The following is a 25562-nucleotide window of genomic DNA, read 5'->3' as shown; positions in this document are numbered from 1 at the left end:
CAGACCCCGCTCGGAGCGGACAGATCCGCCTCACTTTCTTCTTCCGGGAGCACACGCACCGTGGCCGACCGACTGATCATCCGTGGCGCGCGCGAGCACAACCTGCGTGACGTCAGTCTCGACCTGCCCCGGGACGCTCTGATCGTCTTCACCGGGCTCTCCGGGTCGGGCAAGTCGAGCCTGGCCTTCGACACGATCTTCGCCGAGGGTCAGCGCCGCTACGTCGAGTCGCTGTCGTCGTACGCCCGGCAGTTCCTCGGCCAGATGGACAAGCCCGACGTCGACTTCATCGAGGGTCTGAGCCCCGCGGTCTCCATCGACCAGAAGTCGACCTCGCGCAACCCGCGCTCCACCGTCGGCACCATCACCGAGGTCTACGACTACCTCCGGCTGCTCTTCGCCCGCATCGGCGAGCCGCACTGCCCGGTCTGCGGGGAGCGGATCTCCCGGCAGAGCCCGCAGCAGATCGTCGACCGGGTCCTGGCGATGGCCGAGGGCACCCGGTTCATGGTGCTCGCCCCGGTCGTGCGCGGCCGCAAGGGCGAGTACGTCGACCTCTTCGCCGAGCTGCAGTCCAAGGGCTACGCGCGGGCCCGGGTCGACGGCGTGGTGCACCAGCTCACCGAGCCGCCGAAGCTCAAGAAGCAGGAGAAGCACACCATCGAGGTGGTGATCGACCGGCTCAGCGTCAAGCCCGGCGCCAAGCAGCGGCTGACCGACTCGGTCGAGGCCGCGCTCGGCCTCTCCAGCGGGCTGGTCCTGCTCGACTTCGTCGACCTGCCCGAGGACGATCCGGAGCGGGAGCGGCGCTACTCCGAGCACCTGGCCTGCCCGAACGACCACCCGCTGGCGATCGAGGACCTGGAGCCGCGGGTCTTCTCCTTCAACGCCCCGTACGGCGCCTGCCCCGAGTGCACCGGCCTCGGCACGAAGAAGGAGGTCGACCCGGAGCTGCTCATTCCCGACCCGGAGCGCACCCTGCGCGAGGGCGCGATCCAGCCCTGGGCGACCGGGCACAACCTGGAATACTTCCTGCGCCTGCTGGAGGCGCTCGGCGAGGCCCAGCACTTCGACGTCGACACGCCGTGGCGGGCGCTGCCGTCGCGGGCGCAGAAGACGATCCTGCACGGCTCCGACGACCAGGTGCACGTGCGCTACCGCAACAAGTACGGCCGCGAGCGCTCCTACTACACCGGTTTCGAGGGCGTGGTGCAGTGGATCGAGCGGCGGCACTCCGACACCGAGTCGGAGTGGTCGCGGGAGAAGTACGAGGGGTACATGCGCGACGTGCCCTGCGCGGCCTGCGGCGGCGCCCGGCTCAAGCCGGAGGTGCTCGCGGTGACCCTGGCCGGCAAGAGCATCGCCGAGGTGTGCAACCTCTCCGTCGGTGAGGCCGCCGACCTGCTCGCCGGCATCGAGCTGACCGACCGGCAGAAGATGATCGCCGAGCGGGTGCTCAAGGAGATCAACGCCCGGTTGCGGTTCCTGCTCGACGTCGGTCTGGACTACCTCTCCCTGGACCGGGCGGCCGGCACCCTCTCCGGCGGCGAGGCGCAGCGCATCCGGCTCGCCACCCAGATCGGCTCCGGGCTGGTCGGCGTGCTGTACGTGCTCGACGAGCCCTCCATCGGCCTGCACCAGCGCGACAACCATCGCCTGATCGAGACCCTGCTGCGGCTGCGTGGCCTGGGCAACACCCTGATCGTGGTCGAGCACGACGAGGACACCATCCGGGTCGCCGACTGGATCGTCGACATCGGCCCCGGCGCGGGCGAGCACGGCGGGAAGATCGTGCACAGCGGCTCGGTGCCGGCGCTGCTGGAGAACGACGAGTCGGTCACCGGGGCGTACCTGTCGGGGCGCAAGGTGATCCCGACGCCACGGCAGCGCCGCCCGCAGACCCCGGAGCGGGAGCTGGTGGTGCACGGGGCGCGCGAGCACAACCTGCGCAACCTGACCGTGTCGTTCCCGCTCGGCCAGCTCATCGCCGTCACCGGGGTCTCCGGTTCCGGCAAGTCGACGCTGGTCAACGACATCCTGCACGCGGTGCTGGCCAACCAGATCAACGGCGCCCGGCTGGTCCCCGGGCGGCACACCCGGGTCACCGGCCTGGAGCACGTGGACAAGGTCGTCGGCGTCGACCAGTCGCCGATCGGCCGTACCCCCCGGTCCAACCCGGCCACCTACACGGGGGTGTGGGACCACGTCCGCAAGCTCTTCGCCGAGACCACCGAGGCCAAGGTCCGGGGGTACGGCCCGGGCCGGTTCTCGTTCAACGTCAAGGGTGGCCGCTGCGAGGCGTGCTCCGGTGACGGCACCATCAAGATCGAGATGAACTTCCTGCCCGACGTCTACGTCCCGTGCGAGGTCTGCAAGGGCGCCCGGTACAACCGGGAGACGCTGGAGGTGCACTACAAGGGCAAGACCGTCTCCGACGTGCTGGAGATGCCGATCGAGGAGGCGGCGGAGTTCTTCTCCGCCATCCCGGCCATCCACCGGCACCTGAAGACCCTGGTCGACGTGGGTCTCGGGTACGTGCGGCTGGGCCAGCCCGCGCCGACGCTCTCCGGCGGTGAGGCGCAGCGGGTCAAGCTCGCCTCCGAGCTGCAGAAGCGCTCCACCGGGCGGACGGTCTACGTGCTCGACGAGCCGACCACCGGCCTGCACTTCGAGGACATCCGCAAGCTGCTGATGGTGCTGGAGGGCCTGGTCGACAAGGGCAACACGGTGATCACCATCGAGCACAACCTGGACGTGATCAAGTCCGCCGACTGGATCATCGACATGGGTCCGGAGGGCGGCCACCGGGGCGGCACGGTGCTCGCCACCGGCACCCCGGAGGAGGTCGCCGAGGTGCCCGAGAGCCACACCGGCCAGTTCCTGCGGCCGATGCTGAAGCTCGACGGCCAGGCCAAGGGGGCCAAGGCGGCCACCACCCGGGCGGCCAGGGCCAACGGCGGCGCGGCGAAGTCGCGTACCCGCAAGGTGCCGGCCGGGGCGCGCTGAGCGGGGCGTACCACGGGCGGGCCGGGTGACCGGCCCGCCCGTCGCCGTCTCCGGGTCCGGCGGTGCGACGGTGAACCGTCCGGCACAGTGGTGCGTGTGCACGAGTGCGGCCGCGATCCACGACCGGCGGCGGCACGTCGAGAGAGAGGCCGGAGATGAGTGACGATCAGGTGCTGACCGGGCCCGGCCCGCGCACACGGCGTGCCCTGCTCGCCGGCGCCGGCGCGGTGGGGGCGTCGGTGGCGCTGGCCGCCTGCGGCGGTGACGACGACGGTGGCGCGCCGAGCACCGCCCCGACCAGTGGCGGGCCGGGCGTGACGGACGTGCCGGACGCCGGCGGCGGCAACCGGGACACCGCCGCCGCGCCGCTGGCCAGGACGACCGACATCCCGGTCGGCGGTGGCGCGATCTTCGCCGAGCGGGGCGTGGTGGTCACCCAGCCGAGCCCGGGGGAGTTCAAGGGTTTCGACCTGATCTGCACCCACAAGGGTTGCCCGGTGTCGAACATCGACGGCGGCACGATCAACTGCACCTGCCACGGCAGCCAGTTCGCCATCACCGACGGCGCGGTGAAGAAGGGCCCGGCGACCAAGCCGCTCGCGCCCAAGCAGATCAAGGTGAACGGCGACCAGATCATGATCGCCTGACCGGCTCCCGGCCGGCGCGGGGTCAGCGCGCCGGCCGGGGTCACCGGTCAGCGGGCGTACACCGCCAGCTCCCAGAGCGAGAAGCCGTACGAGGTGGCCCGGGTCAGCCCGCGCGCGCGGACGTACCGGGCGCTCTGGGCCGGGAACGCCACCACGTCGGTGCCGCCGTCGCCGGCCGTGGTCGACCAGACCTCCCGCCAGGCGCTCCCGTCGGTGGAGACCTCGATCCGGTACGACCGGGCGTACGCCGACTCCCAGGCCAGGACCACCCGGCCGACCTGCCGTGCCGAGCCGAGGTCGACGGCGAGCCACTGGTCGTCCGACCAGGAACTCGCCCAGCGGGTACCGAGGTCGGAGTCGACCGCCCGGCCCGGGCCGCGCAGGAACTCGCTGCTGGACGCCGTGGCCGGTCGGCCGGCGGCGAGGTTGGTCAGGTCGTCGCCCCGGCGGGCCGGGAACGAGACCACCTGCTGGTAGGTCGGCCGGTTCTGCCAGGCGATCGTGGCGTGCCTGATGCCGCCCAGCGGGGACTGGACGATCGCGTCGGCGCACCACTGGTCGCCGGCGGCGCAGGAGGCGTCACCGGGGTAGGTCGTGCTCGCCGGGGTGCCCGCCGCGGTGCGCAGGGTGTCGAGCAGGATCTGCCGGCAGCCGGCGAGGTCACCGCCGCCGCAGAAGGTCCGGCCGGGCCCGCCGCGGACCGGGTCGCCGAGCACCGCGCGCAGGTCCTTGTCCACGTAGCCCCACCAGCCGTACTGGAACGCCGATCCCTTGTGCGCCTGGGCCTCGTTGGCGGAGCCGGGCAGGTTCGACGCGTCGCCCTGCTGGTGGCCGGAGGGGGACTCGTTGATCTGCAGGGCGTTGACCAGCGACTGGTAGAGGTCCGCGCCGAGCGGCGCCCGGAACATCCCCCGGACCAGCAGCGGCCACCAGGCGTCGAAGGTGCGGATCGCCTCCGCGTGCCGGTAGACCTTGCTGCCCTTGGCGGTCTCCACCCGCAGCGCGCCGGCCTGCCGCCACGCCTTCAGCCGGCTGATCTCGGTGGCCAGCGCGGGGTCGGCGACGGGCTGGCTCTCCAGCACCCGGATCAGTTCGTCGAGCACCTCGACGCCGCGCAGGTCGGTCAGACCGGCCTGCTGCACCAGCGCGGTCAGCGCGGCCCGGTCGAACGTGCGCCCGGCCGCGACGGCCGCCTTCATCGGCCGGTCGAGCAGGTCGCCGCGGTGTACCGCGCCGAAGCTGAAGTTGCCGTCGGCGGCGCCGAAGTCCTTGGCCTGCTTGTTGTTCCAGCTGATGTAGTAGTCCTGGTCGACCGAGCGGGGGTGGGCGGCCAGCGGGGCGTACGCGGCGGTGTTCGTCGCCGGGTCGTAGCCCTGCCACTCGTACGCCTCCTCGGCCCGCATCGGCAGGTTCGGGTCGGAGCCGGCGGCGCGTAGCGGGTTGAGTCCGGAGTTGAAGTACGCCGACTGGGTGGAGTTGACGTAGAACCAGTTGAAGGCGTACTCCACGTTGTTCGCCGAGGCGACGAAGGCGTCGGCCGTGCCCATCTGCGCCGGGTCGTTGAACATCTGGAAGCCGATCGCCGAGTCGGCCTCGTGCCGGTACGTGGAGCGCAGCTGGGTGAAGGCGTGCGGTCGGCCGCCCACCGTGCCCCGCCAGCCGACCAGCCCGAGGTTGGTACGCCAGGCGACGAGCTTGTACGACCCGGCGGGTGTGCCGTCGGCGACGGTCGGGCTCCACCGGTTGACGTGCGAGAGCTCCTCCATCGGCAGGCAGGAGCCCCGGTACAGGTAGCGGTTGCTGGCCAGGGTCGGCGCGCTGCCGTCGGTGGTGCACAGCGGCAGCGCGTACGTGTCGGTGATGTCGTGGACCGAGGAGGTGGCGCTCCAGGCGTAGTCCTGCCCGCGTCCGAGCAGTACGTAGAGGTTGAGCCCGGCGAACGCGGCGCCCCGGGCGCTGATCCCGGGGCCCTGCAACTCCTGCACCATCAGCAGCTGCGGGGAGAAGTAGCCGGTCTGCGGGCCGAAGACGGCGATCGGGTGGCCGGTGGCGGAGTGCGCGGCGCCGACCACGACCGCGTTGGACATGCCCCGCTGCTGCCGGGACACGGTCAGCCCGGACAGCGCCGCCGCGAGTTCGGCGGAGCCGGAGCCGGTGGTCGCGGTGGTGGCGGAGCCGGTGGGATCGGTGAACACCGGTTCCACCCGGGCGGAGCCGGCGTCCGGGAGCACCACGCTGGCGGCGTCCGGCGCGGCGGCGCCGTACGGGAAGCTCTGTCCGTCGTGCAGGGTGAGCACGGCCTCCGGGTCGTTCTGGGCCCGGAAGGCGTGCCACACCTTGTCGCCCTCGACGGTGCCGTAGCGGGCGCGGGCGGCGATGCGCACCAGCGCCGACTGCATCTCGGTGCCGCCTCCGCCGCCGAAGAGGCCACCGACCACGCCGGCGATGGCGATCAGGTCGGTCATCTGGAACGGCTGCGGGCCGCCGGCGTTGGTGATCGCGTCGAGGTGGCCGGTGAGGACGTACTCCCCGGGGCAGTTCCGGTTGGCCATGCAGGTGCGGATGTAGGCGTTGATGCCGGCGATGTACTCCTGCACGTCGGCGTAGAGCTGCTCGCCCCGCGCGCCGCCCTTGGTGCGCAGCGCCTCGACCTGCGCCCGCAGGTCCGCCTCGGTGTACGGCGAGTTGCGCCAGACGCTCTGTTCCAGCGCCCGGTTGCCCGGGGCGCCGCCGGCGAACGGGGTGAGGGTGCCCCGGCCGACGTGCCGCAGCAGGTCCATGGTGAACAGCCGGTCCTCGGCCCCGGCGTAGCCGGCGCCGTACATGGTGCCGCCGCGGGTGGTGCCGGTGATGTGCGGGACGCCGGTGGCCTTGTCCCGCAGGATCCGCACGTCGGAGCGGGGCGAGTAGTCCCGTTCGACCTGGGTCGGCGGCACCCCGAAGGAGGCGTCGTTGAAGAACGAGCCGATCTGGTCCTGCTTCAGGCCGGCGTAGGAGTAGACCAGGTCGGCGTAGCGGCCGAGCTGGTCGGCGGAGTGCCGGGGCAGGGTGCCGACCGACTGGTTGCCGAGGATCTCGACCAGGGTGGCGTTGCCGTTCTGGCCGGGCGGCAGGATGTCGGCGCACTCACCGAGGCAGTAGTCGCCGGCGGCGAAGGAGGTGGTCGCGGCGGCGGGCGCGGCGGTGGCGGACGACGGGGTGGGGGAGGCGACCAGGACGGCGGCCACCAGGATGCCGGCGCTCAGGCCGGCGAGCAGACGGCGGGCGGTGGTGGGGGGACGGTGCATGGTGATCCTCCGAGGGGGTGGGGATCAGTCGGGGGGAGCGGGAAGCATTACACGAAGAACATTCGGATACCGGATGGTAACGTTCTCGGGCAGCACATCGGAAGTGGTCGATAACCCTGATCGCTGCGTCCAGAGAGGACGTCGGATGACGCTCGTACGCCTGCTCGCCGCCGTGGTGTCCCTCGCCACCCTGGCCACCGCCTCGACGCCCGCCACCGCGGCCGCGTCCGCGCCGGTCGCCCCCGCCTCCGGCACCCTCTCGGTGCTCACCTACAACGTCGCCGGGCTGCCCGAACCGCTCTCCGGCGGGGACCCGGCCACCAACACCCGGCCCATCGGCGAGCGGCTCGGCGGCTACGACGTCGTGCACGTCCAGGAGGACTTCAACTACCACGCCGACCTCTACGCCGCCGACCGGCACCCGTACCGCACCCCGACCAGCGGGGGCGTGCCCTTCGGCGACGGCCTGAACACGCTGTCGCACCTGCCGTACCGCGACTTCGCCCGGGTCACGTGGAACCGGTGCAACGGCACCGACTGCCTGACCCCGAAGGGCTTCACGTACTCCCGGGTCCGGCTGGCCGAGGGCGTCTTCGTGGACTTCTACAACGTGCACACCAACGCCGGCAGCACCGAGGCCGACCTGGCCGCCCGCCGGTCCAATCTCGCCCAGCTCTCCGCGTACATCGGGGCGAACTCCGCCGGCAACGCGGTGGTCGTGATGGGGGACCTGAACGTCCGGTACACCCGCACCGGCGACACCATCCGCGAGCTGGTGGCCGCCAACGGCCTCACCGACGCCTGGGTCCAGCAGGAGCGCGGCGGGGTCCCACCGGCCGCCGGCGATCCGGCGCTGGTCTGCGACCCGGCGAACGTCACCGACGCCTGCGAGGTGGTCGACAAGATCCTCTACCGGGGCAACCGGCTGGTCCGGCTCGACCTGGCCCGCTACCACAACGAGCACGCCCGGTTCCTGACCCCGGCCGGCGGCCCGCTCTCCGACCACTACCCGCACGCCGCCTGGTTCGACTGGACGCTCGATCCGGGGCTGCGGGCCGGCGACCCCTGGGGCGGCCCGCACGGCACCCCGTTCACCGACGTCGAGCAGGTGGGCGCGCCGGTGACCCGGGTGTCGCTGCGCGCCGGGTCCCGGCTCGACCAGGTCGGGGTCGACCTCGCCGACGGCGCCGCGCCGCGCCACGGCGGGACCGGTGGCACCGCCGCCGCCCTCGACCTGGCCGACGGGGAGCACGTCACCCAGGTCACCCTGACCCAGGGGCAGAAGGACGGCCGGACCCGGATCTTCTCGGCCCGGTTCACCACGAACCGGGGTCGTACCCTCTCCGGCGGCACCCCGACCTCGGCGGCGGTGACCTTCACCGCGCCGCCCGGCGGGCGGCTGGCCGGCTTCTACGGCCGCAGCGGGTCCGAGGTCGACCAGCTCGGCGTGATCTGGAGTGTCGGGGCCGGCGGATAGTCTCGGAGTCGTGGCTGATCCCTCGACCTACCGTCCCGCGCCCGGCACCATCCCCGAGTCACCGGGGGTCTACCGGTTCCGCGACGGCACCGGCCGGGTGATCTACGTCGGCAAGGCGAAGAACCTGCGCAGCCGGCTCAACTCCTACTTCGGCGATCTGCTGGGCCTGCACGAGCGCACCCGGCAGATGGTCACCACCGCCGAGTCGGTCGACTGGATCACCGTCGGCACCGAGGTCGAGGCACTGCAGCAGGAGTTCACCTGGATCAAGCAGTACGACCCGCGCTTCAACGTCCGCTACCGCGACGACAAGTCCTACCCCTACCTGGCGGTCACCCTCGACGAGGAGTACCCGCGACTGCAGGTGATGCGCGGCGCCAAGCGCAAGGGGGTGCGCTACTTCGGGCCGTACTCGCACGCCTGGGCGATCCGCGAGACGCTGGACCTGCTGCTGCGGGTCTTCCCGGCGCGGACCTGCTCCTCCGGGGTGTTCAAGCGGGCCGGCCAGGTCGGCCGGCCGTGTCTGCTCGGCTACATCGGCAAGTGCTCCGCGCCCTGCGTCGGCACCGTCTCCGCCGAGCGGCACCGGGAGATCGTCGACGACTTCTGCGACTTCATGGCCGGCCGCACCGACACCATGGTCCGCAAGCTCGAACGCGAGATGACCGAGGCCAGCGAGCAGTTGGAGTTCGAGCGGGCGGCCCGGCTGCGCGACGACGTGGCCGCGCTGCGCCGGGCCATGGAGAAGCAGACCGTGGTGCTCGGTGACGGCACCGACGCCGACGTGGTCGCCTTCGCCGACGATCCGCTCGAAGCCGCCGTCCAGGTGTTCCACGTCCGCGACGGGCGGGTGCGCGGCCAGCGCGGCTGGGTGGTGGAGAAGACCGAGGAGCTGACCACCGGCGATCTGGTGCACCACTTCTGCACCCAGGTCTACGGCGGCGAGCAGGGCGAGTCGGACGTCCCCCGGGAGCTGCTCGTGCCCGCCCTGCCGGCCGACGCCGACGCCCTCTCGGACTGGCTCGCCACCCGCCGGGGCAGCCGGGTCGCCCTGCGGGTGCCGCAACGCGGCGACAAGCGGTCCCTGCTCGAGACCGTCGAGCGCAACGCGAAGGACGCCCTGACCCGGCACAAGCTCAAGCGGTCCGGCGACCTGACCACCCGCGGCAAGGCCCTCGACGAGATCAGCGACGCGCTGGGCATGCGCACCTCACCGCTGCGCATCGAGTGTTTCGACGTCTCCCAGATCCAGGGCACCGACGTGGTGGCCAGCATGGTCGTCTTCGAGGACGGGCTGCCGCGCAAGAGCGAGTACCGCCGCTTCATCGTCCGGGGCGCCACCGACGACCTGTCCGCCATGTCCGAGGTGCTGCGCCGTCGCTTCTCCCGCTACCTCGACGCCCGCGCCGAGACGGGGGAGATCGGCGAGGAGACCGCCGGCGACCCGGACCGGCCCGGCGGCGAGGACGCCGCCGCGCTCGTGTCTGACGAGCCGCGCGTCGGCGCCCTCGTCGACCCGACCACCGGCCGGCCGCGCAAGTTCGCGTACCCGCCGCAGCTGGTGGTGGTCGACGGCGGCGCGCCGCAGGTGGCCGCCGCCGCCCAGGCCCTGGCCGACCTGGGCATCGACGACGTGGCGCTCTGCGGGCTGGCCAAGCGGCTGGAGGAGGTCTGGCTGCCCGACGACGAGTACCCGGTCATCCTGCCGCGCACCTCCGAGGGGCTCTACCTGCTGCAACGGGTCCGCGACGAGGCGCACCGCTTCGCCATCACCTTCCACCGGCAGCGGCGCTCGAAGCGGATGACCGAGTCGGCGCTGGACAACGTCCCCGGCCTCGGCGAGGTACGCCGCAAGGCGCTGCTGCGGCACTTCGGCTCGCTCAAGCGGCTCTCCGCCGCCACCGTCGAGGAGATCACCGAGGTGCCCGGGGTGGGCAGGCGGACCGCCGAGGCCATCCTCGCCGCCCTCGACGGCGACACCGCGAAGGCCACGGCCGCAGAGTGAGCCCGCCACCGGCCAAGTCATGATCAACTCGGTGTGGCGAACCGGAGAAGCCGGACCCACGCGAGGATGCGCGAGCCGAAGCCCAAGCCATGGTGGCCCTGCCCGGGGTGCCGTGGGAGATTCGTAATCAAGCACGGATGCATCTGCGCAATGGCGATGAGCCCTACACATCCGCCCTGGACGCGATATCGCGCTGGCCCGAAACGGCGACGTGCGTCGCGGTTGCTCTGCGCGGTGACTCTGTTCGCCTGGTGTCCTGCCATGGGCTGGCCGACCTTGTGGGAATGGTTGTCCGCCCCTCTCCAGCCTTCAACAACGCAGCGGGCCGGGCAAAGGTACGCCGCCGCGTGGAGGTCAAGGGATGGCTCGACCGATGGGCCGGACTGCGGCTGGAGATCTAGCTACCGCTCACGCCAAGCGAAGGAAGGGCGGCCCCGACAGGACGTCCTCTGCCCGGTCGTCCGCGTTCCGCTCTTCGATTCCTGCCGGTATCCGGGCTTCCGTTCGGGCCGGCCGACGATGCTCGACCCGGTGTGAATGGCCGGAAAATGGAAACGGCAAGGAGATCGAACTCCCTGCCACTATCAACATATACCGCACCCGAGGGCTTGCGGCAAGACCGGGGTACTGCCGCAGAATCGGCGGCCGGAAGCAATGACCTGCGGAAACGGGAGTCCCGAAATGCGAGTGCTGTTGACGACGTGGGGGTCGCGCGGAGATGTCGAACCGCTGGCGGGACTGGCGGTGGGGCTGCGGGAGGTCGGCGTGCAGGTGCGGGTGTGCGCACCGCCGGACGAGGAGTTCGCCGCGCTGCTGGCGCGGGCCGGCGTTCCGCTGGTGCCGCTCGGTCCGACGGTGCGCTCGGTGGTCGCCGGACCCAGACCGCCGACGGCGGAAGACGCGTTCCGGCTCGCTTCCGAGCTGGTGGCCGCACGGTTCGACACGCTCACCACGGCGGCCGAGGGATGTGACGCGCTGCTGGCGACCGGCCTGATGCCGGCCGGCGCGCGGGACGTCGCGGAGAAACTGGGCATCCACTACGTGTACGCGTGCTTCCACATCTTCGGACTGCCGTCGCGGCACTTCCCTCCCGGGGCGCGGCCGGGCCGGCAGTCGTCGCCGGACGAGACGGACAACCGGGTGCTGTGGGAGCAGGACGCCCAGCGGGTCAACGCGTTGTACGGGGATGCGCTGAACAGCCATCGAGCGGCGATCGGCCTGCCGCCGGTGGACAACGTCCGCGATCACGTCTTCACGGCTCGGCCGTGGCTGGCGGCGGACGCGACGCTGTGTCCGTCGCAGGGCATGACGGACCTCGACACCGTGCAGAGCGGCGCGTGGATCCTGCCCGACGACCGTCCGCTCCCCGCTGGGCTGGAGGATTTCCTCGGCGCGGGCGCACCCCCTGTGTACGTGGGCTTCGGCAGCATGGCCGCGTACGCCCCGGAGGGCATCGCCCGGATCGCCATCGAGGCGTGCCGCGCGCTCGGCCGCCGGGTACTCCTCGCCCGCGGCTGGGCGGACCTGGCCCCGATCGACGGCGGTGACGACTGCTTCGTCGTCGGCGAGGTCAACCAGCAGGCACTGTTCCGACGGGTGGCCGCCGTCGTGCACCACGGCGGGGCCGGCACCACCACGACGGCGGCCCGGGCCGGTGCGCCGCAGGTGGTGGTTCCCCGGATCGCCGACCAGCCCTACTGGGCCGCCCGAGTGGCCGAGTTGGGTATCGGCTCGGCGCACGAGGACCCGACGCCCACCGTCGACTCCCTGGCCGCCGCGCTGACCACGACCCTGCGGCCCGACATCAGCGCGCGAGCGCGGGTCGTGGCCGGCACGATCCGCACCGACGGGGCGAGGGTGGCCGCCGAACTGCTCCGTGACGCCGTCACCCGGGAAAGGCCGCCCGTCTCCGGCTGAACCGCCGTCGCACCGACCGCGCGTCGGGCCCGGCGTGTCGGGACGGTCGCACCGGGGTTGCCACCACCGCACGCAAGACCCACTCGAGCAGCAGAGTCAGCACGGAGGGCCGGCGCCCGCACGGGGCCGGCCCTCCGTCGTGCGTCACGACTCGGCGAGCACGGCCAGGATCGCGTCGCCGTACTTGGCCAGCTTGTTCTCCCCGACGCCGCTGATCCGGGACAGCTCGGCCGGCGAGGCCGGCGCGTCCGTCGCGATCTGCCGCAGCGTCGCGTCGTGGAAGATCACGTACGCCGGGACGCCCTGCTCCTTGGCCGTCGCCGCCCGCCAGCCGCGCAGCCGCTCGAACAGCGACGTGGCCTGCGGGGACAGCTCGGCGACCACGGTGGCCGCCCCGCGCGGCTTCGCCGACCGGCCCGACGCCACCTTCTCCGGCTCCCGGCGCATGGTGACCGTCCGGCGGCGGCCCAGCACCTCCGCGCTGGCCTCGGTCAGCGCCAGCGTGCCGTAGTCGCCCTCGACGGCCAGCAGCCCCTCGGCGAGCAGCTGCCGGACCACCCCGCGCCACTCCGCCTCGCGTAGCTCGGTGCCGATGCCGAAGGTGCTCAACGAGTCGTGGCCGTACTGGGTGATCTTGTCGGTCTGCTTGCCGAGCAGGATGTCGACGCAGTGCCCCGCGCCGAAGCGCTGGTTGCGCTCCCGGTCCAGCCGGTAGACGGTGGAGAGCAGCTTCTGTGCCGCGACGGTGCCGTCCCAGGTCTCCGGCGGGGTCAGGCAGGTGTCGCAGTTGCCGCAGCCGGCCGTCCCGGTCTGGCCGAAGTACTCCAGCAACTGCACCCGGCGGCAGCGGACCGTCTCGCACAGCGCCAGCATCGCGTCGAGGTGGGTGGCGAGGTTGCGCCGGTGGGCCAGGTCGCCGTCGGACGTCTCGATCATCTTGCGTTGCTGCACCACGTCCTGCAGCCCGTACGCGAGCCAGGCGGTCGACGGCAGCCCGTCCCGGCCGGCCCGCCCGGTCTCCTGGTAGTAGCCCTCGACCGACTTGGGCAGGTCGAGGTGGGCGACGAACCGGACGTCCGGCTTGTCGATGCCCATCCCGAAGGCGATCGTCGCCACCATGACCAGGCCGTCCTCCCGCAGGAACCGCTGCTGGTTGGCGGCACGGGTGCCCGCGTCCAGGCCGGCGTGGTACGGCAGGGCGGCGACGCCGTTGGCGACCAGGAACTCGGCGGTCTTCTCCACCGAGGCCCGGGACAGGCAGTAGACGATCCCGGCATCGCCCGGGTGCTCGTCGCGCAGCAGGCCGAGCAACTGCTTGCGCGGCTCCCGTTTCGGCACGATCCGGTACTGGATGTTGGGCCGGTCGAAGCTGGCCACGAAGTGCCGCGCCTCGGTGAGCTTGAGCCGGGTGGCGATCTCCGCCCGGGTGGCGCTGGTCGCGGTGGCGGTCAGCGCGATCCGGGGGACGTCCGGCCAGCGTTCGTGCAGCATCGACAGGGCCAGGTAGTCGGGGCGGAAGTCGTGCCCCCACTGCGAGACGCAGTGCGCCTCGTCGATCGCGAACAGGCTGATCCGGCCCCGGTCGAGCAGTTGCTGCGCGCTCCGGGTGCCCAGCGCCTCGGGGGCGAGGTAGAGCAGGTCCAGCTCACCGGCGACGAACGCCCGCTCGACCCGGCGGCGGGCGTCGAGGTCCTGCGTCGAGTTGAGGAAACCGGCCCGCACGCCGACCGCGGTCAGCGCGTCGACCTGGTCCTGCATCAGCGCGATCAGCGGCGACACCACCACCGCGACACCGTCGCGCACCAGGGCCGGGATCTGGTAGCACAGCGACTTGCCGCCGCCGGTCGGCATCAGCACCAGCGCGTCGCCGCCGGCCACCACGTGGTCGATGACCTCCCGCTGGAAGCCGCGGAAGGCGTCGTAGCCGAAGACCCGGCTGAGCACCCGCAGGGCGTCGGAGGTACGCGTCTCGGTGGGGGAGGTCACCCGGGGAGTCTACGAGCCCGCGCCGACACCGCCGCCCGCGCCGACCCGCCGGGCCCGGGCGCGTCGGACCCGGCGGGCCGTCCGGTCAGTCCGCCGACCGGTTGGCCAGCGCGCGCGGCGGAGCCTTCATCCCCACCACGATGTCCACGATCTCGATGTACCTGGCCTTGTTGCCCATCCGGAACGCGGTCGCCGCCGCGTTGATCTCCTCCAGGGTGTCGGCCTCGACCATGGTGACCTGGTCGTACCGGCCGTTGACCCCGGTGCAGACGACGTGGGTCAGCTGCTTGGCGAACTTCGCCAGGTCGCGGGCGTGCTCGGCGGACACCTCGTGGATGCCGTCCCGCCCGAGAGCGAAGTACTCCGGGCTGATCCGCATGAACAAGAAGCCGACGTACTTGTTCCTGTCCGCCAGATCGTGCATGGCGCCTCCTCTGCGCTTAGTCTGAGCTGCGATGATCGCACAGAGTGCATTAATGATCACTGATCGTTATCAAGGTGTCGGGTGGTGTCGGGGAAGCGACGCGCCGTCGCCCCGGCGGGCGAGCGGCGATCCGTCCCGCCCGCCGGGATAGAGTCGTGGGTCGACCATGCGGGGCCGGGGGACCAGGCCCGGCGCCACGGACACCGGGGGTTGCGGGAGTGAGCGAGGCGCGGACTGCCGACGGGTACGGCCCGGGCGACGGCACGGCCACGGCGGAGTCGGACACCTCGCTGGTGGTGGTCACCGGCCTGTCCGGCGGCGGCCGCAGCACGGTGGCCCGGGCGCTGGAGAACGTCGGCTACTACGTGGTGGACAACCTTCCCCAGGCGCTGCTGCTGGACATGGCCGAGCTGGCGGTCAAGGCCGGCGGGGCCGCCCGGCGCACCGCGATGGTGCTCGACGTGCGCTCCCGGGCCTTCTCCACCGACCTGGCCGGCGCGATCCGGGAGCTGAAGGAGCGCGGCTTCTCGCCCCGGGTGATCTTCGTCGACGCCGACGACGAGGTGCTGATCCGCCGGTTCGAGAGCGTCCGGCGCTCGCACCCGTTGCAGGGGGAGGGGCGGCTGGCCGACGGCATCGCCGTGGAGCGCGGCCTGCTGGAGGAGGCCCGCGACCAGGCCGACGTGATCATCGACACCAGCCACCTCAACGTCAACCAGCTCCGCCGCCGCGTCGAGGAGCTGTTCGGCGGCGAGGACGCCCGCCGGCTGCGGGTGACCGTGATCTCCTTCGGCTTCAAGTACGGCCTGCCGCCGGACGCCGACTTCGTGCTCGACGCCCGGTTCCTGCCCAACCCGTACTGGGTGCCCGAGCTGCGCGAGCACACCGGGCGGGAGGAGGCGGTCAGCGCGTACGTGCTCGGCCAGGAGGGGGCGGACGCCTTCGTGTCGTCGTACGCCGACCTGGTGGGCGCCACCACCGCCGGGTTCGAGCGGGAGGGCAAGCGCTACCTGACGGTGGCGGTCGGCTGCACCGGCGGCAAGCACCGCAGCGTCGCCATCGCCGAGGAACTCGCCGGCCGGCTGCGCCAGTCCGGCCTCGCCGCCAACGCACAGCACCGGGACCTGGGGCGGGAGTAGTGACGGCGACGAAGGTGGTCGCCTTCGGCGGAGGGCACGGTCTCTCCGCCTCGCTGCGTGCGCTGCGGCACTGCACGGGAGAACTCGACCTGGACATCACCGCCGTGGTCACCGTCGGCGACGACGGCGGCTCCAGCGGGCGGCTGCGGGCCGAACGCGGCGGCCTGCCCCCGGGTGACCTGCGGCAGGCCCTCGTCGCGCTGGCCGGCGACCACCCGGCCACCCGGCGCAGCGCCGGGCTGTTCCAGCACCGTTTCGCCGGTGACGGCCGGGACGGGCTGGCCGGGCACGCGGTGGGCAACCTGGTGCTCTGCGGCCTGATGGAGCAGCTCGGCGACCCGGTGGCCGCGCTGGAGCACGCCGGGGCGATGCTCGGCGCGGTCGGCCGGGTGCTGCCGATGTCGCCGCAGCCGGTCGGCATCGAGGCCCGGGTGCGCGACGCCGACCCGGGGCGCCCCGGCGAGGTGCGCACCGTACGCGGGCAGCACCAGGTCGCGGTGACCACCGGCCGGGTGGAGTCGCTGCGGCTCACCCCGGACGCCCCGGTCGCCTGCGCCGAGGCGGTCACCGCCGTCGGCGGGGCGGACTGGCTGATCTTCGGCCCGGGCAGCTGGTACACCAGCGTGCTGCCGCACCTGCTGGTCCCGGGGTTGGCCGCCGCGATCGTCGCCAGCCCGGCCCGACGGCTGGTCACCCTCAACCTGGCGGCCGAGAAGGAGACCCTCGGGCTCTCCGTCGCCGACCACCTGGCCGCCCTGCACTGGTACCTTCCGCAGCTCACGGTCGACTTCGTGCTGGCCGATTCGAAGGCGGTGGGTGATCCCGAACCGGTCGCCCGTGCGGCAGAATCGCTGGGTGCCCGGCTGGTGCTCGCCCCCGTCGCCGTCGACGACGGCTCTGCCCGGCACGACCCTGCCGCCCTGGGCGCCGCGCTGGTGCCTGTCCTGGGCGCCGATCGTTAAGCACGTACGTAATCACCGGCGACACGCCGGTACCGGTCCGTGGAGGGGCGCACAATGGCGATGACGGCTGCGGTCAAGGACGAGCTGAGTCGGGTCGACGTGCCCAAGCCCTGCTGCCGACGGGCGGAGATGGCGGCGCTGCTCCGCTTCGCGGGCGGGCTGCACATCGTCTCCGGTCGGGTGGTGGTGGAGGCCGAACTGGACACCGGGGCGGTGGCCCGGCGGCTGCGCCGGGAGATCGCCGAGGTGTACGGCTATCCCAGCGAGATCCACGTGCTCGCCTCGGGTGGGCTGCGCAAGGGTAGCCACTTCATCGTCCGGGTGGTCAAGGACGGCGAGGCGCTGGCCCGGCAGACCGGCCTGCTCGACGTGCGGGGCCGTCCGGTGCGGGGCCTGCCGCCGCACGTGGTGGCGGCCAATGTCTGCTGCGCGGTCTCGGCCTGGCGCGGCGCGTTCATGGCGCACGGCTCGCTGACCGAGCCGGGCCGCTCCAGCGCGCTGGAGATCACCTGCCCCGGCCCGGAGTCGGCGCTGGCCCTGGTCGGCGCGGCCCGCCGGATCGGCATCACCGCCAAGAACCGCGAGGTGCGCGGGGTGGACCGGGTGGTGGTCAAGGACGGCGACGCGATCGCCGCGCTGCTCACCCGCATCGGCGCGCACTCCAGCGTGCTGGCCTGGGAGGAGCGGCGGGTGCGCCGCGAGGTGCGGGCCACCGCCAACCGGCTGGCCAACTTCGACGACGCCAACCTGCGCCGGTCGGCGCGCGCCGCGGTGGCCGCCGCCGCCCGGGTGACCCGGGCGCTGGAGATCCTCGCCGACGACGCGCCGAACCACCTCACCTCGGCCGGGCGGCTGCGCCTGGAGCACCGGCAGGCCTCGCTGGAGGAGCTGGGCGCGCTGGCCGACCCGCCGCTGACCAAGGACGCCATCGCCGGCCGGATCCGCCGGCTGCTGGCGCTGGCCGACAAGCGCGCCCGTGACCTGGGCATCCCGGATACGGAAGCGGCCGTCACGCCGGACATGCTCGTGGTCTGATAGGACGGTGAGGGCCGGTGGCGCGAGTGGGGTCACCACCCGACGCTGCACGGCGCGGCACGCTCGGATAGGGTCGCTGCGTACGGCAAGGGGGCCGGCACAGGCATCCCTCGCCGTGCTCACCGCCTCGGGCGGTCAGGTCCTCCAGGACCGCGGCGGGGTGGCCGAGATGAACCGTCAACGGCCGGCTCCAACGGTCGGCGCACACACCTCCGCCGGTCCGGGTCTGACGCCGGCGGACCAGAACGCGAGGAGATGGGACCTGTGACCATCCGGGTTGGCATCAACGGCTTCGGCCGGATCGGCCGTAACTTCTTCCGGGCAGTGCTGGCGTCCGGCGCGGACATCGAGGTCGTCGCGGTCAACGACCTGACCGACAACGCGACGCTCGCCCACCTGCTCAAGTACGACAGCATCCTGGGTCGCCTGCCGCACGAGGTCAAGGCCACCGCCGACGAGATCACCGTGGGCGGCAAGACCATCAAGGCGTACGCGGAGAAGGACCCGTCGAAGCTGCCGTGGGGCGAGGTCGGCGCGGACGTCGTCATCGAGTCCACCGGCTTCTTCACCGACGCCACCAAGGCCAAGGCGCACGTCGACGGCGGGGCCAAGAAGGTCATCATCTCCGCCCCGGCGAAGAACGAGGACGTCACGGTCGTGATGGGCGTCAACCACGAGCAGTACGACGCCGCCAAGCACACCATCATCTCGAACGCCTCGTGCACCACCAACTGCCTCGCCCCGATGGCGAAGGTCCTGCACGACACGTTCGGCATCCAGCACGGCCTGATGACGACGATCCACGCGTACACCCAGGACCAGAACCTCCAGGACGCGCCGCACAAGGACCTGCGTCGGGCCCGGGCCGCCGCGCTGAACATCGTCCCGACCTCGACCGGCGCCGCGAAGGCGATCGGCCTGGTGCTGCCGGAGCTCAAGGGCAAGCTGGACGGCTACGCGCTGCGGGTGCCGATCCCCACCGGCTCGGCCACCGACCTGACGGTCAACCTCAACCGGGAGACCACGGTGGACGAGGTCAACGCCGCGATGAAGGCCGCCGCCGAGGGCCCGCTCAAGGGCTTCCTGAGCTACAACGACGACCCGATCGTCTCGGCCGACATCGTCACCGACCCGGCGTCGTGCATCTTCGACGCGCCGCTGACCAAGGTCGTCGGCAACCAGGTCAAGGTCGTCGGCTGGTACGACAACGAGTGGGGCTACTCCAACCGCCTGGTCGACCTCGTCAAGCTGGTGGGTAGCTCGCTGTGAGCATCCGCAACCTCGACGACCTGCTCGCCGAGGGGGTGTCGGGTCGGCGCGTGCTCGTGCGCGCCGACCTGAACGTCCCACTCGACAAGCAGACCGGTGAGATCACTGACGACGGCCGCATCCGCGCGGTCCTGCCGACCCTGGGCGCGCTGGTCCAGGCCGGCGCCAGGGTGGTCGTCTGCTCGCACCTGGGCCGGCCGAAGGGCGCGCCGGACCCGCAGTTCAGCCTCCGCCCGGTCGCCGGGCGGCTCGGTGAGCTGCTCGGCGCGCCGGTGCACTTCGCCTCCGACACCGTCGGCGACTCGGCCCGTTCCACCGTGGAGGGGCTGGCCGACGGCCAGGTCGCCCTGCTGGAGAACCTCCGCTTCAACAAGGGGGAGACCAGCAAGGACGCCGACGAGCGGGGCGCCTTCGCCGACCAGCTCGCCGCCTTCGGCGAGGCGTACGTCGACGACGCGTTCGGCGCCGTGCACCGCAAGCACGCCAGCGTGTACGACGTGCCGGCGCGGCTGCCGAACGCGGCCGGCCGCCTGGTGCTGCGCGAGGTGGAGGTGCTCTCCAAGCTGGCCGGCGAGCCGGAGCGCCCGTACGTGGTGGTGCTCGGCGGGTCCAAGGTCTCCGACAAGCTGGCGGTGATCGAGGCCCTGCTGCCGAAGGTCGACCGGCTGCTCATCGGTGGCGGGATGTGCTTCACCTTCCTCAAGGCCCAGGGCCACGAGGTGGGCACCTCGCTGCTGGAGGAGGAGATGGTCGAGACCTGCCGCAACCTCCTGGAGCGCTCCGCGGGCAAGATCATGCTCCCGGTCGACGTGGTGGCCGCGGACGCCTTCGCCCCGGACGCCGCGCACGACACGGTGCGCGCCGACGGCATCCCGAGCCACCGGCTCGGTCTGGACATCGGCCCGGAGACGGTGGCCGCCTTCGCCGCCGCGCTCTCGCAGGCGAAGACCATCTTCTGGAACGGCCCGATGGGCGTGTTCGAGATGGCGGCGTTCGCCAACGGCACCCGTGGGGTCGCCGAGGCGATCACCAAGGCCGACGCGTTCAGCGTGGTCGGCGGCGGTGACTCCGCCGCGGCGGTCCGTGCGTTGGGCCTGGACGAGTCCTCCTTCGGGCACATCTCGACCGGCGGCGGCGCGTCCCTGGAGTACCTGGAGGGCAAGACCCTCCCCGGCATCGCGGCCCTGGAGAAGTGATGGCGAGCGTCACCCGCCGGCCGTTGATGGCCGGCAACTGGAAGATGAACCTCAACCACCTCGAGGCCAACCTGCTGGTGCAGAAGCTGGCCGCGAGCCTCACCGAGAAGCAGCTCACCGACGTCGAGACGGTGGTCCTGCCGCCCTTCACCGACCTGCGTACCGTGCAGACCGCGGTGGACGGCGACAAGCTGCTGATCGGCTACGGCGCGCAGGACCTGTCGCCGTACCAGTCGGGCGCCTACACCGGGGACATCTCCGGTGCGATGCTGGCCAAGCTGGGCTGCACGTACGTGGTGGTCGGGCACTCCGAGCGACGCGCGTACCACTACGAGGACGACGCGATCGTCAACGCCAAGGTGGCGGCGGCGCTGGCCAACGGGCTCACCCCGATCCTCTGCATCGGTGAGGGCCTGGAGATCCGGGAGCAGCTGCGGCACGTGCCGCACTGCTGCGACCAGCTCGACGGCGCCCTCAAGGGGCTCACCGCCGAGCAGGTCACCAAGGTCGTCGTGGCGTACGAGCCGGTCTGGGCGATCGGCACCGGCAAGACAGCGACGCCGGAGGACGCCCAGGAGGTCTGCGGCGAGGTCCGCAAGCGGCTCGTCGAGACCTTCGACCAGGGCACCGCGGACCAGGTCCGGGTCCTCTACGGCGGTTCGGTCAAGTCCTCGAACGTCGCGGCGATCATGGCCCAGCCGGACGTGGACGGGGCCCTGGTCGGTGGCGCCAGCCTGGATGCCGAGGAGTTCGCGAAGATCTGCCGGTTCCCGGAGCACACGGCCCGCTGATCGCTCGCTATCCTTGACTCCGCCCGTCCACCGGTCGGTGCCGCCGTGCCCGATCTGTCCGGGCGAGGATCGTAACGAGAGGACTGACCCCAGCCATGCCGATCTGGTTCGCATACACGTTGATCGTGTTGCTGGTCATCACGAGCGTTCTGCTCACCATGCTGATCCTGCTGCACCGCGGTAAGGGCGGCGGGCTGTCGAGCATGTTCGGCGGTGGGGTCAGCTCCAGCCTGGCCGGCTCGTCGGTGGCCGAGAAGAACCTGGACCGCTACACCGTCCTGGTGAGCATCATCTGGTTCGCCTGCATCGTCGGGCTGGGCCTCTGGCTCCGGCTCCAGCTCAACAGCGGGGCCTGATCCCGTCGGAGTCTCGGCGTACAATCTGCGCGCGGTCCGTTACGGACCGCGCGCAGTTTTTGTGCACCGCGTCGCCGCCGCCCTCCCCTCCGGGTGGTGGTCCCCTCCGACGGACAGGAGCGAGCAGCCGTGCCGAGTGTCAACATCATCCGGGGTGCACGGGTCGGTTCGGCCCCGGAGCGCCCCGCCGAGCGCTACCAGCTGGCGCCCCGCCGAGCGGTGACCTACTGGTGCCGCAACGCGCACGCCACGCAGATCCGGATGGCGCTCGACGCCGACGTCCCCGCCCTCTGGGACTGCCCCCGCTGCGGCCTGCCCGCCGGCCGGGACGCCGACAACCCGCCCGGCCGGGCCCGCCCCGAGCCCTACAAGACCCACCTGGCGTACGTGAAGGAGCGGCGCAGCGACGCGGAGGGGGAGGCCATCCTGGCCGAGGCCCTCGCGGCGCTGCGCCGACGTCGCGGCCGCGACTGAGACGCCGGAGCCCCGGTCCTCCCGCAGGAGGCCGGGGCTCCGCGCTGTCGTCTCAGCGCAGGCTGCGCGAGCGCGGCGGCACGTCGGCCGCCGCCGCCCGGTCCAGCAGCCAGAGGGTACGCGCGACCCCCCGCACGCCCGCCGCCGGCAGCTGCACCGGCCCCGCCCCGGCCAGGGCCATGCCCACCGCCCGGGCCTTGTCCGCACCGCTGGCCACCAGCCACACCTCCTCGGCGGTGTTGATCGCCGGCAGGGTGAGCGTGGTGCGCAGCGGCGGCGGCTTCGGGCTGCCCCGCACGGCGCTGACCGGCCGGTTGTCGTGGTGCACCGGGTGTTCCGGGAACACCGACGCCACGTGCCCGTCCTCGCCGACGCCCAGCATCAGCACGTCGAAGTGGGGCAGCGTGGCGTGCCCGGGGCGCGCTGCCCGGGCCAGCTCCTGGGCGTACGCGGCGGCGCCCGCCTCCGGGTCCGCCCCGGCCGGGCCGTCGGAGGCCGGCATCGGGTGCACCCGGGCCGGGTCCAGCGGCACGGCGTCCAGCAGGGCGGCCCGCGCCTGCGTCTCGTTGCGCTCCGGGTCGCCGGCCGGCAGGAAACGCTCGTCGCCCCACCAGACGTCCACCCGGGACCAGTCGACCGCGTCCCGGGCCGGCAGCGCGGCCACCGCCCGGTGGACCGCCGCGGCGATCCGCCCGCCGGTCAGCACCACCGACGCCTGGCCTCGCTCCGCCTGCGCGTCGAGCAGCTTCACCACCAGCCGGGCCGCCACCGCCTGCGCCAGCAGGTCGGCATCGGCGTGGACGGCGACACTCGCCTCACTCATGTGTTGTGCCTTCGTCTCCCGACCGCGTCCACGCGGTCCCTGTTCGTCGTGCCCGGGGCCGGTCGGCCCGTGGGTCGCGGGTCCTCGCCCGCCCGTGGGCGTGGGTGGCAGCCGGACGGCCTCCACCCACGCTCACGGCGGTCAGCTGCCGGCGCTGGTGCCCGCGTGGGCGGTCACCCCGGCCTCGGCGCGCCGCGCGGTCGCCGGGTCCTTCCAGACGTGCACCCGCTGGGCGGGGCGCTGGTCGAGGCCGGACAGCCCGGCCGCGGCCCCGAGCGCCTCGGCGTACACCTGGTCGGCGTCGAGCCGGCGCAGCTCCTCGGCCAGCTCGTCGCCGAGCGGGCGGCGCACCAGCGGCAGCGTCCGGTCGTCCTGACCGGTACGCCGGAAGACCGCCAGGCTGTCGGTGCGGGTCAGGGTCAGCTCGTCGCCGTTGGCGCAGCGCAGCTGCACCTCGCGCATCCGGGGGTGCTCGTCGGTGTGCTGCCACTGCGGGTCGACGCCGAGCCGGGCGGCCAGCCAGCCGCGCATCAGCGCCGCCGTCGGGTCGGTGCGCGGCGCGACCACCGTCGCGTCGGTGACCCGCGCCTCGGTGGTGTCGAACGCCCCGGCGACCAGGGTGCGCCACGGGGTGATCCGGGTCCAGGCCAGGTCGGTGTCGCCCGGGGCGTAGTCCCGGGCCCGCTGCCGCAGCGCCTCGATCGGGTCGGCGGCCTGCGCGGAGTCGGTGATCCGCCGGTCGGCCACCACACCGAGGAAGTCGGTGGCGATCTCCTGCGGCGGCTCGCCGTGCCACCAGGTGACCACCGGGACGTCCGGCACCAGCAGCGGCATCACCACCGACTCGGCGTGCAGGGCCAGCCGCCCGTACATCCGGGTGACCACGGCCTCGCAGGGGCCGAGCCGGCCGCCGACGACGATCTCCGCGTCCAGCCGGTTGCGCTCCCGCTCGACGTCCGAGCGGACGACGACCAGCAGCCGGCACGGGTGGGCCGCCGCGGCGATGGTCGCGGCGGCCTCCGCCTCGCGGACCCGCTTCTCGTCCACCACCACGATCAGGGTCAGGGCCATCCCGCTGGCCACCCCACCCGCGCTGCGCCGTTCCGCGGCGAGCGCCTTGACCACCTCGTTGCCGGTGGTGTCCCACAGGCCGATCACTGGAGCCTCCCGGTCCGCTCGCTTCGACTGTCCACGGCCGCCGTCCGGCGGTGGGCGCTCACGCCCGCCGCCAGGCGCGGCCCTCGCGGGCCAGCATCTCGTCGGCCGCCCGCGGCCCCCATTCGCCGGCCCGGTACGGCTCCGGCTTCGTGCCCGTCCAGGCGTGCTCCAGCGGGTCCACCACCGCCCAGCTCTGCTCGACCTCGGCGGCGTCCGGGAAGAGGGTCCGGTCGCCGATCAGCACGTCCAGCACCAGCCGCTCGTACGCCTCGGGGCTGGACTCGGTGAACGCCTCGCCGTACTGGAAGTCCATCGCGATGTCGCGGACCTCCATCGTGGTGCCCGGCACCTTGGAGCCGAACTTCAGCACCACACCCTCGTCCGGCTGCACCCGGATGACCAGCTGGTTGGGGCCCAACGACTCCATGTCGGCGGGGTTGAAGGGCAGGTGGGGCGCCTTCTTGAACATGACGGCCACCTCGGTCACCCGGCGCGGCAGCCGCTTGCCGGCGCGGATGTAGAACGGCACCCCCGCCCAGCGGCGGTTCTGGATGCCCAGCTCGACGGCGACGTACGTCTCGGTGGTGGAGTCCGCCGGCACGCCCTCCTCGTCCAGGTAGCCGACCGCCCGCTCACCACCGACCCAGCCGGGCAGGTACTGCCCGCGTACGGTGCCCCGGGTGATGTCCTTCGGCAGGGTGATCGCCTTGAGCACCTTCAGCTTCTCGGCCCGGATCTCGTCGGCGTCGAAGCTGGTCGGCTCCTCCATCGCCACCAGGGCGAGCAGTTGGAGCAGGTGGTTCTGGAGCACGTCGCGGGCGGTGCCGACCGAGTCGTAGAAACCGGCCCGGGTGCCGATGCCGACGTCCTCGGCCATGGTGATCTGCACCGAGTCGACGTACTTGGAGTTCCACAGCGGTTCGAACAGGTTGTTGGCGAACCGCAGGGCGAGGATGTTCTGGACCGTCTCCTTGCCCAGGTAGTGGTCGATGCGGAAGACGTCCTGGCGGGTGAAGACGTCGTCGACCAGGTCGTTGAGCTCCTTGGCCGAGGGCAGGTCGTGCCCGAACGGCTTCTCCACCACCACCCGACGCCAGCCGCCGCACTTGTCGTTGTCGGCCATGCCGGTGCGGGCGAGCTGCTTGAGCACCACCGGGAAGGCCGCCGGGGGGATGGAGAAGTAGAAGGCGGCGTTGCCGTGGATGCCGTGGCTGCCGCGCAGGTCGTCCAACGTCCGGGCGAGCTGGTCGAAGGCCGCGTCGTCGTCGAACGAGCCGCCGACGAACTTGATGTTGCCGGCCAGCCGCGACCACACCTCCTCCCGCCACGGCGTGCGGGCGTGCTTCCTCGCCGCCTCGTGGGCCAGCGACTCGAAGTCGCCGTCACCCCAGTCCCGCCGGGCGAAGCCCAGGACCACGAATCCGGGGGGCAGCAGTCCCCGGTTGGCCAGGTCGTAGACCGCCGGCAGCAACTTCTTGCGCGCCAGGTCGCCGGTCACCCCGAAGATCACCAGAGCGCAGGGCTCCGGGATCCGGGGCAGTCGTCGGTCCTGCGCGTCGCGCAGCGGATTCACGCCGCCTCCTCGCTCGGTCTGGTCCATGTCGTCCATC

Annotated in this window: 19 protein-coding genes and 1 pseudogene; 14 read left to right on the top strand and 6 right to left on the bottom strand. The window is 72.5% G+C overall.

Annotated elements, in window-relative coordinates; genetic code table 11:
* Positions 1-60 precede the first annotated feature (60 nt).
* Positions 61-3006: an excinuclease ABC subunit UvrA gene (gene uvrA / locus ACPFP2_RS19110; RefSeq protein ID WP_424090529.1), complete on the top strand. Its 2946-nt coding sequence runs from the start codon at positions 61-63 to the stop codon at positions 3004-3006.
* Positions 3007-3161: 155 nt separating this feature from the next.
* On the top strand, positions 3162-3653 hold the full coding sequence (locus ACPFP2_RS19105) for a Rieske 2Fe-2S domain-containing protein (RefSeq protein WP_424090528.1): 492 nt from the start codon (positions 3162-3164) through the stop codon (positions 3651-3653).
* A gap of 47 nt (positions 3654-3700) precedes the next feature.
* Here ACPFP2_RS19105 and ACPFP2_RS19100 read toward each other — a convergent pair whose 3' ends face one another.
* The gene (locus tag ACPFP2_RS19100) at positions 3701-6940 is read right to left on the bottom strand and encodes a penicillin acylase family protein (RefSeq protein WP_424090527.1); all 3240 of its coding nucleotides are present in this window, start codon (positions 6938-6940) and stop codon (positions 3701-3703) included.
* A 145-nt stretch (positions 6941-7085) separates the two neighbouring features.
* Between ACPFP2_RS19100 and ACPFP2_RS19095 the strand changes: the two genes are divergently transcribed.
* The 4 genes and pseudogenes from ACPFP2_RS19095 (at position 7086) to ACPFP2_RS19080 (ending at position 12339) form a co-directional block, all read left to right on the top strand.
* The gene (locus ACPFP2_RS19095) at positions 7086-8417 is read left to right on the top strand and encodes a jacalin-like lectin (RefSeq protein WP_424090526.1); all 1332 of its coding nucleotides are present in this window, start codon (positions 7086-7088) and stop codon (positions 8415-8417) included.
* A gap of 10 nt (positions 8418-8427) precedes the next feature.
* Positions 8428-10422, top strand: a complete 1995-nt coding sequence (gene uvrC / locus ACPFP2_RS19090; RefSeq protein WP_424090525.1) for an excinuclease ABC subunit UvrC — start codon at positions 8428-8430, stop codon at positions 10420-10422.
* A 56-nt stretch (positions 10423-10478) separates the two neighbouring features.
* A pseudogene (locus ACPFP2_RS19085) lies at positions 10479-10823 on the top strand (nucleotidyltransferase family protein); the annotation flags it as partial.
* A 280-nt stretch (positions 10824-11103) separates the two neighbouring features.
* Positions 11104-12339 carry a glycosyltransferase gene (locus ACPFP2_RS19080; RefSeq protein ID WP_424090524.1) on the top strand — a complete coding sequence of 412 codons (1236 nt, stop codon included), beginning with the start codon at positions 11104-11106 and terminating at the stop codon, positions 12337-12339.
* A gap of 144 nt (positions 12340-12483) precedes the next feature.
* Here ACPFP2_RS19080 and recQ read toward each other — a convergent pair whose 3' ends face one another.
* Together recQ and ACPFP2_RS19070 are read right to left on the bottom strand one after the other, a co-directional pair.
* A complete protein-coding gene (recQ, locus tag ACPFP2_RS19075) occupies positions 12484-14325 on the bottom strand; it encodes a DNA helicase RecQ (protein WP_424090523.1) in 1842 nt (613 codons plus the stop codon).
* Positions 14326-14410: 85 nt separating this feature from the next.
* Positions 14411-14749: a hypothetical protein gene (locus tag ACPFP2_RS19070; RefSeq protein WP_424090522.1), complete on the bottom strand. Its 339-nt coding sequence runs from the start codon at positions 14747-14749 to the stop codon at positions 14411-14413.
* Between the two features lie 290 nt (positions 14750-15039).
* Between ACPFP2_RS19070 and rapZ the strand changes: the two genes are divergently transcribed.
* From rapZ to ACPFP2_RS19030, 8 genes are all read left to right on the top strand, one after another.
* Positions 15040-15888, top strand: a complete 849-nt coding sequence (rapZ, locus tag ACPFP2_RS19065; RefSeq protein WP_424090594.1) for an RNase adapter RapZ — start codon at positions 15040-15042, stop codon at positions 15886-15888.
* Positions 15888-16850, top strand: coding sequence for a gluconeogenesis factor YvcK family protein (locus ACPFP2_RS19060; RefSeq protein WP_424090521.1), 963 nt, complete (start codon positions 15888-15890; stop codon positions 16848-16850). Before rapZ ends, ACPFP2_RS19060 begins: the two co-directional genes overlap by 1 nt.
* 54 nt (positions 16851-16904) lie before the next feature.
* Positions 16905-17885, top strand: a complete 981-nt coding sequence (gene whiA / locus ACPFP2_RS19055; protein ID WP_076467662.1) for a DNA-binding protein WhiA — start codon at positions 16905-16907, stop codon at positions 17883-17885.
* A gap of 264 nt (positions 17886-18149) precedes the next feature.
* Complete coding sequence (gap, locus tag ACPFP2_RS19050; protein WP_088975131.1) at positions 18150-19154, top strand: type I glyceraldehyde-3-phosphate dehydrogenase; 1005 nt, start codon at positions 18150-18152, stop codon at positions 19152-19154.
* Positions 19151-20350 (top strand): phosphoglycerate kinase, encoded by a 1200-nt coding sequence (locus tag ACPFP2_RS19045; protein WP_424090520.1) that lies wholly within the window; start codon positions 19151-19153, stop codon positions 20348-20350. Before gap ends, ACPFP2_RS19045 begins: the two co-directional genes overlap by 4 nt.
* Positions 20350-21141 carry a triose-phosphate isomerase gene (gene tpiA, locus ACPFP2_RS19040; RefSeq protein WP_424090519.1) on the top strand — a complete coding sequence of 264 codons (792 nt, stop codon included), beginning with the start codon at positions 20350-20352 and terminating at the stop codon, positions 21139-21141. The genes ACPFP2_RS19045 and tpiA overlap by 1 nt, the downstream gene beginning before the upstream one ends.
* 95 nt (positions 21142-21236) lie before the next feature.
* On the top strand, positions 21237-21497 hold the full coding sequence (secG, locus tag ACPFP2_RS19035; RefSeq protein WP_363877378.1) for a preprotein translocase subunit SecG: 261 nt from the start codon (positions 21237-21239) through the stop codon (positions 21495-21497).
* A 129-nt stretch (positions 21498-21626) separates the two neighbouring features.
* Entirely contained in the window at positions 21627-21971 is a 345-nt protein-coding gene (locus tag ACPFP2_RS19030) for an RNA polymerase-binding protein RbpA (protein WP_424090518.1), read from the top strand.
* Between the two features lie 52 nt (positions 21972-22023).
* On the opposite strand, the gene pgl is transcribed toward ACPFP2_RS19030, so the two are convergent.
* The 3 genes from pgl to zwf form a co-directional block, all read right to left on the bottom strand.
* Positions 22024-22794 carry a 6-phosphogluconolactonase gene (gene pgl, locus ACPFP2_RS19025; RefSeq protein ID WP_424090517.1) on the bottom strand — a complete coding sequence of 257 codons (771 nt, stop codon included), beginning with the start codon at positions 22792-22794 and terminating at the stop codon, positions 22024-22026.
* 141 nt (positions 22795-22935) lie between these two features.
* Positions 22936-23952, bottom strand: coding sequence for a glucose-6-phosphate dehydrogenase assembly protein OpcA (locus tag ACPFP2_RS19020; protein WP_424090516.1), 1017 nt, complete (start codon positions 23950-23952; stop codon positions 22936-22938).
* A gap of 58 nt (positions 23953-24010) precedes the next feature.
* A complete protein-coding gene (gene zwf, locus ACPFP2_RS19015) occupies positions 24011-25561 on the bottom strand; it encodes a glucose-6-phosphate dehydrogenase (RefSeq protein ID WP_424090593.1) in 1551 nt (516 codons plus the stop codon).
* Position 25562 lies beyond the last annotated feature (1 nt).

Origin of the sequence: Micromonospora citrea (assembly GCF_049629545.1) — a bacterium.
Classification (GTDB): domain Bacteria; phylum Actinomycetota; class Actinomycetes; order Mycobacteriales; family Micromonosporaceae; genus Micromonospora; species Micromonospora citrea_A.
Note: the sequence above shows the minus strand (reverse complement) of the source record. Positions and strands in the feature narration are given on the sequence as shown.

Bases quoted from the DNA above. Each gene is read 5' to 3' on its own strand.
- tpiA (WP_424090519.1), top strand. From the start codon at position 20,350: ATGGCGAGCGTCACCCGCCGGCCGTTGATGGCCGGCAACTGGAAGATG.
- zwf (WP_424090593.1), bottom strand. From the start codon at position 25,561: ATGGACGACATGGACCAGACCGAGCGAGGAGGCGGCGTGAATCCGCTG.
- whiA (WP_076467662.1), top strand. From the start codon at position 16,905: ATGGCGATGACGGCTGCGGTCAAGGACGAGCTGAGTCGGGTCGACGTG.
- ACPFP2_RS19100 (WP_424090527.1), bottom strand. From the start codon at position 6,940: ATGCACCGTCCCCCCACCACCGCCCGCCGTCTGCTCGCCGGCCTGAGC.
- ACPFP2_RS19070 (WP_424090522.1), bottom strand. From the start codon at position 14,749: ATGCACGATCTGGCGGACAGGAACAAGTACGTCGGCTTCTTGTTCATG.
- ACPFP2_RS19095 (WP_424090526.1), top strand. From the start codon at position 7,086: ATGACGCTCGTACGCCTGCTCGCCGCCGTGGTGTCCCTCGCCACCCTG.
- secG (WP_363877378.1), top strand. From the start codon at position 21,237: ATGCCGATCTGGTTCGCATACACGTTGATCGTGTTGCTGGTCATCACG.
- ACPFP2_RS19080 (WP_424090524.1), top strand. From the start codon at position 11,104: ATGCGAGTGCTGTTGACGACGTGGGGGTCGCGCGGAGATGTCGAACCG.
- pgl (WP_424090517.1), bottom strand. From the start codon at position 22,794: ATGAGTGAGGCGAGTGTCGCCGTCCACGCCGATGCCGACCTGCTGGCG.
- ACPFP2_RS19105 (WP_424090528.1), top strand. From the start codon at position 3,162: ATGAGTGACGATCAGGTGCTGACCGGGCCCGGCCCGCGCACACGGCGT.